At 67.5% G+C, this 8501-nt stretch carries 13 protein-coding genes and 2 tRNA genes; 8 read left to right on the forward strand and 7 right to left on the reverse strand.

What is annotated here, in order from left to right:
• Both D588_RS0104710 and crp read right to left on the reverse strand, forming a co-directional pair.
• A partial coding sequence (locus D588_RS0104710) for a sulfite exporter TauE/SafE family protein (RefSeq protein WP_017915158.1) occupies positions 1–473 on the reverse strand: 473 nt, incomplete at its 3' end.
• 27 nt (positions 474–500) lie between these two features.
• The gene (gene crp, locus D588_RS0104715; protein WP_010341415.1) at positions 501–1190 is read right to left on the reverse strand and encodes a cAMP-activated global transcriptional regulator CRP; all 690 of its coding nucleotides are present in this window, start codon (positions 1188–1190) and stop codon (positions 501–503) included.
• A gap of 147 nt (positions 1191–1337) precedes the next feature.
• On the opposite strand from crp, the gene speD reads away from it, so the two are divergent.
• Together speD and D588_RS0104725 are read left to right on the forward strand one after the other, a co-directional pair.
• A complete protein-coding gene (gene speD / locus D588_RS0104720) occupies positions 1338–2132 on the forward strand; it encodes an adenosylmethionine decarboxylase (protein WP_017910332.1) in 795 nt (264 codons plus the stop codon).
• A 116-nt stretch (positions 2133–2248) separates the two neighbouring features.
• The gene (locus tag D588_RS0104725; RefSeq protein WP_017910331.1) at positions 2249–2566 is read left to right on the forward strand and encodes a multidrug efflux SMR transporter; all 318 of its coding nucleotides are present in this window, start codon (positions 2249–2251) and stop codon (positions 2564–2566) included.
• A 24-nt stretch (positions 2567–2590) separates the two neighbouring features.
• Here D588_RS0104725 and D588_RS0104730 read toward each other — a convergent pair whose 3' ends face one another.
• Together D588_RS0104730 and coq7 are read right to left on the reverse strand one after the other, a co-directional pair.
• Positions 2591–3055, reverse strand: a complete 465-nt coding sequence (locus D588_RS0104730; RefSeq protein WP_017910330.1) for a hypothetical protein — start codon at positions 3053–3055, stop codon at positions 2591–2593.
• A gap of 228 nt (positions 3056–3283) precedes the next feature.
• Positions 3284–3928 carry a 2-polyprenyl-3-methyl-6-methoxy-1,4-benzoquinone monooxygenase gene (gene coq7, locus D588_RS0104735; RefSeq protein WP_017913963.1) on the reverse strand — a complete coding sequence of 215 codons (645 nt, stop codon included), beginning with the start codon at positions 3926–3928 and terminating at the stop codon, positions 3284–3286.
• 215 nt (positions 3929–4143) lie between these two features.
• Here coq7 and rplM point away from each other — a divergent pair, with 215 nt between their 5' ends.
• A complete protein-coding gene (gene rplM / locus D588_RS0104740) occupies positions 4144–4572 on the forward strand; it encodes a 50S ribosomal protein L13 (protein WP_010341420.1) in 429 nt (142 codons plus the stop codon).
• 2 nt (positions 4573–4574) lie between these two features.
• Positions 4575–4967: a 30S ribosomal protein S9 gene (gene rpsI, locus D588_RS0104745; protein ID WP_010341421.1), complete on the forward strand. Its 393-nt coding sequence runs from the start codon at positions 4575–4577 to the stop codon at positions 4965–4967.
• Positions 4968–5458: 491 nt separating this feature from the next.
• On the opposite strand, the gene D588_RS0104750 is transcribed toward rpsI, so the two are convergent.
• Positions 5459–5533, reverse strand: a tRNA-Gln gene (locus D588_RS0104750).
• A 41-nt stretch (positions 5534–5574) separates the two neighbouring features.
• A tRNA-Met gene (locus D588_RS0104755) sits at positions 5575–5651 on the reverse strand.
• A 120-nt stretch (positions 5652–5771) separates the two neighbouring features.
• Between D588_RS0104755 and D588_RS0104760 the strand changes: the two genes are divergently transcribed.
• The 4 genes from D588_RS0104760 to D588_RS27635 all read left to right on the forward strand — a co-directional run bounded on the left by D588_RS0104760 (position 5772) and on the right by D588_RS27635 (position 7655).
• On the forward strand, positions 5772–6383 hold the full coding sequence (locus tag D588_RS0104760; RefSeq protein WP_010341422.1) for an RNA pyrophosphohydrolase: 612 nt from the start codon (positions 5772–5774) through the stop codon (positions 6381–6383).
• Positions 6384–6463: 80 nt separating this feature from the next.
• A complete protein-coding gene (locus D588_RS0104765; RefSeq protein ID WP_017912292.1) occupies positions 6464–6673 on the forward strand; it encodes a (2Fe-2S)-binding protein in 210 nt (69 codons plus the stop codon).
• 103 nt (positions 6674–6776) lie between these two features.
• Entirely contained in the window at positions 6777–7247 is a 471-nt protein-coding gene (gene bfr / locus D588_RS0104770) for a bacterioferritin (protein ID WP_017910327.1), read from the forward strand.
• 159 nt (positions 7248–7406) lie between these two features.
• Positions 7407–7655 carry a hypothetical protein gene (locus D588_RS27635; RefSeq protein WP_157836422.1) on the forward strand — a complete coding sequence of 83 codons (249 nt, stop codon included), beginning with the start codon at positions 7407–7409 and terminating at the stop codon, positions 7653–7655.
• A gap of 111 nt (positions 7656–7766) precedes the next feature.
• Here D588_RS27635 and D588_RS28390 read toward each other — a convergent pair.
• Positions 7767–8501: Hpt domain-containing protein (locus D588_RS28390; RefSeq protein ID WP_026143386.1), on the reverse strand; the 735-nt coding region annotated here is incomplete at its 5' end.

Here is an 8501-nt window from a genome sequence, read left to right on the forward strand (position 1 = left end):
GAGGTCGCCACCGGGCCCCAGCCGCCACCGCCGCTGGCGTCCAGCAGGCCGGCGACGAAACCCAGCAGCGGCACCCGCCGCACCTCGCGGCGCGGCAGCGCACGGCCGGCCGCGCGCAGCAGGATCAGCACCGCCAGGGCCAGCAGATACAGATAGACGAAGGGGCGGATCAGCTCGCCCGGCAACTGGGTCAGCACGTAGGCGCCGGCGACCCCGCCGACCATGCCCGGCAGCGCCAGGCGCAGGAACAGCCGCTTGTCGACGTTGCCCAGGGCCAGGTGCGACAGGCCCGAGGCGCCGGTGGTGAACACCTCGGCGCTGTGCACGCTGGCGCTGACCACCGCCGGCGGCAGGCCCAGGCTCAGCAGGACCGAGGACGAGACCAGGCCGAAAGCCATGCCCAGCGCGCCGTCCACCAGCTGGGCGGCCAGGCCGACCAGCACGAACCAGTAGAAGGTCTCGCTCAGCACCATCGTGCCGGGCCTATCGACCCATGGCGGTCAGCGCGCGCCGTACAGCACCACGGTCTTGCCGCGGGCGTGCAGGATGCCGTCGACCTGCAGCTTCTTCAGCACGCGGCCGGCCATCTCGCGCGAGCAGCCGACCAGTCGCGCCAGTTCCTGCCGCGACACGCGCAACTGCATGCCCTGCGGGTGGCTCATCGCCTCCGGCTCCTGGGCCAGGTCGTGCAGGGTGCGCACGATGCGGTCGGTCACGTCCAGGAACGCCAGGCGGCTGGCCTTGCGCGAGGTGTCCAGCAGGCGCTTGGACAGCTGCACGCCGATCGCGTACAGCACCCGCGGCGCATCGGACGACAGCGAGCCCAGGAACAGCTGGTGCAGGCGCTCGTAGCTGATCTCGGCCAGTTCGCAGGGCGTACGGGTGCGCAAGATCACCTCGCGCTGGTCGGACTCGATGAACAGGCCCATCTCGCCGACGAACTCGCCGCTGCCGAAATAGCCCAGCACCAACTCGCGGTCGTCATCTTCCTCGGCGATGATGCTGACCGAGCCGCTGACCACGTAGTACAGGGTGCCGGCCGGATCGCCTGGCCTGAACACGTCCGTCCGCGCCGGATAGCGGCGACGGTGGCTGTGGGCCAGGAAGCGGTCGATGGTGGCGGTGTCCAACGTCAAAGGACTTGGAGCGATGCGCACAGGTGCTGCAGTGGATGTGTTTCCGGGGCTCATGGCGGCTTCGCTACGGCGTAATTCCCGAAGCTTAACGGGACGCGTTCGCGGCGGCAAACAAGAGACGGACGCCACGTTTCGCAGCGCGGCCATTTGGCTCATAATTGATTGGCTTTCCCCCCGACCCACTTCCAGAGGATCCACGCCGTGGTCAAGCCGTTGCCTCGCCTGAGGCTGCAAGGTTTCAACAACCTCACCAAGGCGTTGAGCTTCAACATCTACGACGTCTGCTACGCGATCTCCGAAGAGGAGCGCCAGCGCTATATCGAGTACATCGACGAGCAGTACGACGCCGATCGCCTGACCCAGATCCTCACCGATGTGGCCGAGATCATCGGCGCCAACATCCTCAACATCGCGCGCCAGGACTACGATCCGCAGGGCGCCTCGGTGACGATCCTGATCTCCGAGGAGCCGGTCATCGACAAGAAGGCGGCGGGCAAGGAGATCATTTCCGATGCCGTGGTCGCGCACATGGACAAGAGCCACATCACCGTCCATACCTACCCGGAAACCCATCCGCAGCACGGTATCGCCACGTTCCGCGCCGACATCGATGTCGCCACCTGCGGCGTGATTTCGCCGCTGAAGGCCCTCAATTACCTGATCGAGAGCCTGGAATCGGACATCGTGATCATGGATTACCGCGTGCGCGGCTTCACCCGCGACGTGAAGGGCAAGAAGCACTACATCGACCACAAGATCAACTCGATCCAGAACTTCCTGGCCAAGAACGTCAAGTCGCGCTACGAGATGTTCGATGTCAACGTCTATCAGGAGAACATCTTCCACACCAAGATGCACCTGAAGGACTTCGACCTGGACCAGTACCTGTTCGAGGAAAAGGCCAAGAATCTCTCGTTCAAGGAGCGCATGCGCATCGAGGCGCTGCTCAAGCGCGAGATCGAGGAGCTGTTCCACGGGCGCAACCTGTCCGAGTAAGCGCTCCACACCGGCGGGACGGCCCGCCCGCAGCACGCGCTGCGACCCCTGCCGACGGCGGCCCGATGTGCAGACATCGGGCCGTTTTCGTTTTCATTTGTCTACGGAGAAAGACAATGCCCTGGATCTACCTGCTGCTCGCCGGTCTGTTCGAGATCGGCTTCGCCCTCGGCCTGAAGTACAGCGAAGGCTTCACCCGGCCGTGGCCGACCGTGGCCACCCTGGCCGGTGCGGGCCTGAGCCTGTGGCTGCTGACCCAGGCGCTCAAGCACATCCCGCTGGGCACCGCCTATGCGATCTGGACCGGGATCGGTGCGCTGGGCACGGCGGTGCTCGGCATCGCCCTGTTCGGCGACAGCGCCTCGCCGGCGCGGTTGGCCTGCATCGGCCTGATCGTGGTCGGGGTGATCGGCCTGAAGCTGGTCGGGCACTGAGCGCAGCCCGCGCGCGCGTGGGTCTCAGGCGGCGGCGATGCGGCGCCGGGTCAGCACCCGGCCGATCAGCAGCCGGTGCGCGACCACCGCCAGCAGGGCGGCGATCGACAGCGCGATCAGCGCGCGGGTGAACACGCTGCCGAGGTTGCCGGCGTGCTGCAGCTGGTCCAGGCGCCCGAAGCGTGCGGGATCGGCATTGGCGTAGGCGATCTCGACCGTGGCGCCGTCCAGCAGCAACGGCGCGGCCTCCGCGCCGCTGGCCTCGAAGGCGCCGCTGTGCAGGCGGCCCTTGCTCTCGAACACATAGTGGAAGCGGTAGCGCACCAGTGGCTCGGTCTGCACGCCGAAGGCGCCGTCGGCGATCACCGGGACGGTGGCGACCGAATGGTCGCGCAGGATCGCGCTGGCCTGGCGGTAGTCGCCGAGCAGGTGATGCAGCAGGGCGCCGCCGCCGATCGCGAACAGGGTCGCGAACAGCAGGCGCGACAACCAGCGGGTCCGGGGCGATGGCAGATGGGGCGAGGATGCGGGCATGACAGTCTGCAGGCGGAGCGCACGCGGGCGCGACTCGGCACGGGTACATCGGTGGTTGCGGCACATGGCGATACCGCAGCCGGAACGGCGTGCGCCGACGTGGAATCAGTCAGCGTTCGTTCACTTTAACGCGATCGGCGCGGCAATGCCAGCCGGGGTGGCATCGGCCCGACCGGCGGGCGGCTACAGCCGATAGGCGACGGCCTTCATCAGTCGCGAGGCGGCGGCCATGACCGTGGGGATCGGCGGCGGCAGGCGCCGCGCCCCGGCCTGTTCGGCATGTTCGGCGTGGCGGGCCTCGTCGGCCTTCATCACTGTCAGCACGTCGCGGCTGCGCAGGTCCGCCGGCGGCAGGGTCTGCAGGTGTTCGTCCAGGTGCGCCTCGACCTGGCGCTCGGTCTCGACCACGAAGCCCAGGTTCCAGCCGTCGCCGCGCAGCCCGGCCAGGGTGCCGATCGCGTAGCTGCCGGCGTACCACAGTGGGTTGAACAGGCTGGGGCGGCTGTCCAGCTCGCGCAGCCGCGCCGCGCACCAGGCCAGGTGGTCGGTCTCTTCCTGCGCCGCCTCCAGCAGGTGCGCACGGGTGGCCGGATCGCGCGCGACCGCGGCCTGGCCGAAATACAGGCCCTGCGCGCAGACCTCGCCGACGTGGTTGATGCGCATCAGGCCGGCGGCATGGCGGCGCTCGTCCGGCGCCAGCACCACATCGGCGGTGGCCGCGGCCGGGTAGGGGCGCTGCGCCGGCGGGTCGCCGAATACGGTCTCCAGCGCGCGCTGGGCCTCGACCAGGGCGCGATCGAGCGGGGAATGTTGGCGGCTGGCGGTCATGGGGGAAGCCCGGAAGCAGTGGGGATCCCGATTTTCGCCCCCGGCCGGCGCACTGCCAAGCGCGCCGCCTGCCCGATCTCCGCCGGTCATGGGTGGACTTGCGCCGGCCGGCCGGGCCGCGTAGAATTTCGCCTCTTGCGTTTTTGCAATTCACAACGCGTGGCAAAGTTCCGGCCGTTCGCTGCAGGAATCCGCCCGACCAACCGAGTCTGATCATGAGCACCTTCACTGCTAAGTCCGAGACCGTCCAGCGCGACTGGTATCTCGTCGACGCCGCCGGCAAAACGCTGGGCCGGCTTTCCACCGAACTGGCCCGCCGCCTGCGCGGCAAGCACAAGCCGGTCTACACCCCGCACGTCGATACCGGCGATTACCTGGTGGTGATCAACGCCGAGAAGATCGTCGTCACCGGCAACAAGCTCAAGGACAAGAAGTACCACCGCTTCACCGGCTACATCGGCAACCTGAAGACCGAGAGCCTGGAGCAGGCGCTGGAGCGCCACCCGGAGCGCGTGATCGAAATCGCGGTCAAGGGCATGCTGCCCAAGGGCCCGCTGGGCCGCGCGATGTACCGCAAGCTCAAGGTCTATTCCGGTGCGGAGCATCCGCACGCCGCTCAGCAGCCGCAGGTTCTGGATATCTAATCATGGCGATTTCGCAAAACTACGGCACTGGCCGCCGCAAGTCCTCCACCGCCCGCGTGTTCCTGCGCAAGGGCACCGGCAACATCTCCGTCAACGGCCGTCCGCTGGACGAGTTCTTCGGCCGCGAGACCGCGCGCATGATCGTGCGCCAGCCGCTGGAGCTGACCAAGAACACCGAAAGCTTCGACATCCTGGTCACCGCCACCGGCGGCGGCACCACCGGCCAGGCCGGTGCGATCCGTCTGGGCATCGCCCGTGCGCTGGTCGAGTACGACGAAACCCTGAAGACCGAGCTGCGCAAGGCCGGCTTCATGACCCGCGACGCCCGCGAAGTCGAGCGTAAGAAGGTCGGTCTGCACAAGGCCCGTCGCGCCACCCAGTTCTCCAAGCGCTGATCCATCGCGCCTGGCGTGGGTTCCCTCGGGAGCCTGCTGGGGACCAAGCAAAAGCCCGGCTTCGGCCGGGCTTTTGTCGTTTGGGGTCCGTGGTTTGTGTTGGCTGGCAGCATATGTGTGTGCCGCCGCGGGTTTGGCGCGAACAGTATTCGGGCGATTGCCCGTCTGGCTTGGGGACTCGGCGTCGCCGCAAAAGATTCATGTCTGCAGAGCTACAGGTCTGCTGAGCCAGGGCCGCGTGTGTCTCGTCGGCATGGGGCGAATGAGTTCGTTTCCCGTCAGCGCCCGCTTCGGTGGATCGAATTCCATCTGGTGGAGTAGCCCCCTTGGAGTCCAAGGGGGCGCGCCGACAGGCGCGGGGATGTGGAAGCGTAAGGGCTGGGCCCCACATCTTGCGCAGCAAGATGTGGGGCGTAGGCGCGAAGCGCCTGCGCAAACCCCGCGCCAAACAAAAAAGAAGGCCGATCTTTCGATCGGCCTTCTTTTTTGTTTGGCTGCCCCGGATGGATTCGAACCACCGAATGCCTGAGTCAGAGTCAGGTGCCTTACCGCTTGGCGACGGGGCAATGTGGACTGCAAGTATCGCACGCCTTGGGCGTACACACCATGGTGGCTATGGGTGGACTCGAACCACCGACCCCAGCATTATGAGTGCTGTGCTCTAACCGGCTGAGCTACATAGCCCTGGTGAACCGTCAATTCTTATGGAGAAGCGGGCGGCTGTCAACGGGTTTCTGCGCTGCTTGTGGCCCGGCCGCAGCCATGGCAGAGTCGGAGCCAGTAGATTTTTCAGGAGTCCGCATCGTGATCGATCCGGACGGCTATCGACCGAACGTAGGCATCGTGCTGATGCGGCCGGATGGTCAGGTGTTCTGGGCACGCCGTGTGCGCCGGGACGGCTGGCAGTTCCCGCAAGGCGGCATGAACACCGACGAGACCCCGGTGGAGGCCATGTACCGCGAGTTGCGCGAAGAAACCGGGCTGTTGCCCGAGCATGTGGAAGTGCTCGGCGCCACCCCCGGTTGGCTGCGCTATCGCCTGCCCAGCCGGGCCATCCGCCGCAACGAGCGCCAGGTCTGCATCGGCCAGAAGCAGGTCTGGTTCCTGCTGCGGATGCAGTGCGACGAGAGCCAGCTGAACCTGGAACTGACCGAGACGCCGGAGTTCGATCACTGGCGCTGGGTCGATTTCTGGTACCCGGTGGAGCACGTGGTGCTGTTCAAGCGCGGGGTCTACGCGCGGGCGCTGCGCCACCTGGCGCCGCTGGCGCAGACCATCGCCGGCGCCGGCATCCGCGCCATGCCGACCCTGGCCCAGGAGGCCTGGTTGCCCGGAAATACCGCCGGCCACGAGCGGCCGCGCAAGCGTCCGCGCAAGCGCGGCGGGCCTTGGGCGGCGCGGATTAATAACGATTAATGGGCGGAATTGACAACCATTCTCACTTTGGTTTGAATGGGTGCCAGGCGCAGTCCGCGCCGTCCGCCGCCAAGCCCGCCGTGTACGTCTGCATCTGCAATGGGGTCACCGATCGCCAGATCCGCGAAGCCGCCGAAGCCGGCTGCCGCAGCGTGTCCGAACTGACCATGCGCACGGGCTGCGGGGCCACCTGCGGCTCCTGTCTGGACATGGCCGGCGACCTGCTGGAGCGCGCGCTGAGCCGCGAGCTGCCGTTGCCGGTGCTCGGCGGCCTGGCCCGCGCCGCCTGAGGCCGTCGCCGCGCTGCAGCGCGGGATGATCACGATTCGCGTTCCTTCACGTCGCGGCGCGATTCGCTAGAGTCTGCGCTTTCCGGCTTACGCGAGCGATGCAATGAAGGGCGACAGCAAAGTCATCGAGTTCCTCAACAAGGTCCTCTACAACGAGCTGACCGCGATCAACCAGTACTTCCTGCACGCCAAGATGCTGAAGAACTGGGGTCTGAAGGAACTGGCCGAGCACGAGTACAAGGAATCCATCGACGAGATGAAGCACGCCGACAAGCTGGCGGACCGCATCCTGTTCCTCGAGGGGCTCCCCAACTTCCAGGCGCTGGGCAAGCTGCGCATCGGCGAGAACCCCAAGGAAATCCTCGAGTGCGACCTGGCGCTGGAGCAGGACGGCACGGTCACCCTGCGCGAAGGCATCGCCTACGCCGAATCGATCCAGGACTACGTCAGCCGCCAGCTCCTGGCCGACATCCTGGAATCGGAAGAAGAGCACATCGACTGGCTGGAAACCCAGCTCGACCTGATCGACCGGATTGGCGAGCCGAACTACCTGCTGACCAAGCTCGACGACTGAATCGTCGGCGCATGAGGCCGCGGCGCTGGCCTGTGTCCGCGCCGCGCAGGATGTTGTTCGCTCTGCGCTCCGGGATGGCGCTGACATGCACGTGTGGGAGCGGCTTCAGCCACGACGGGTGGCTGGCGCAAGGTCGCCGCTGATCCCGCGCAGCGGCACATGCTGCTTCTGCGCGAATCCATGGTGACGACATGGCACCCGCATCGTGCGGCGTTGCCCTTTCTGTTGGAACGGCTTCCGCCACGACGCGTTGCAGGGCCGAAAGTCGCCGCTGATCCCGAACAGCAGCACATGCCGCTCCTGCGCGAATCCATGCGGCCGACATGGCATCGGCATCGCACCACCTCGCTCTCCTGTGGGAGCGGCTTCAGCCGCGATGGCGTTACCGGTAGCGCCTTGTCGCGCTGAAGCGTTCCTGCAAGAAAGGCAGTAGGCCGTGCGTCGATGTCTTCGATGCACTGTGGCCGGGTCTTGCGGGCGATCGTGTCGCCTGCAGACGCGCCGTAGCGCGATACCGCGCTAGGGTTCGGCGGGCTCGGCGGCATCGCGGACGCTGGCGCGGTAGCCGCTCAGCGCCAGGCGCGCGCGCGCGAACTCGGCGATCACCAGGGCGACCGCGACCACCGGGCGCTCCAGCGTGCCGGTGCGCACGCCCGACTCGATGCGCAGCGCCGCCGCCGACAGCGCCAGTGCGCCGAGGTTGGCGGCCGAGGACTTCAGCGTGTGCGCGGCCTCGCGCAGCACGTCGCTCTGCGCCGTCGCCGCCGCCTGCTCCAGGCGCTGGATCAGCAGCGGCGCATCGGCCAGGAACAGCTCGACGATCTGCGCCACGCTGGCCGAGCCGATGACCTCGCGCAACTCGTCGAGCACGGCGATCTCCAGCACCGGCGCCGGCACCGCTGAGGGCGGTTCCGGATCGTCTGCCTCCGGCGCGGCGAGCGGCAGCGTCGACGTTGCGGTGGCGCCGCGCGATGCCAGGTCCTGTTCCAACGCAGGCGCTGCTGGGGGGGCGTCGAGCGTGGCGTGATCGGGCGATGGCATCGAGGCGGTCGACGTGGTGGTGGGGCTGGACGCCGTGGCGGCGTCCGTCGTGTGCAGGGGGGTGTGGCGGGTGTCCTCCGGTTCGACGTGCACCGTGTCGGCGAGCGCATCCGCCGCTGGCCCGCTGGCGATCGCCGCGGACCCGTGCGCGGCTGCATCCGCCTCCGGCGCGAACGCCGCGCTGGCCGGCGCGGCCGCCGGCTGCAGCGGCAG

The organism is Xanthomonas sp. SHU 308, from assembly GCF_000364645.1.
GTDB lineage: Bacteria > Pseudomonadota > Gammaproteobacteria > Xanthomonadales > Xanthomonadaceae > Xanthomonas_A > Xanthomonas_A sontii.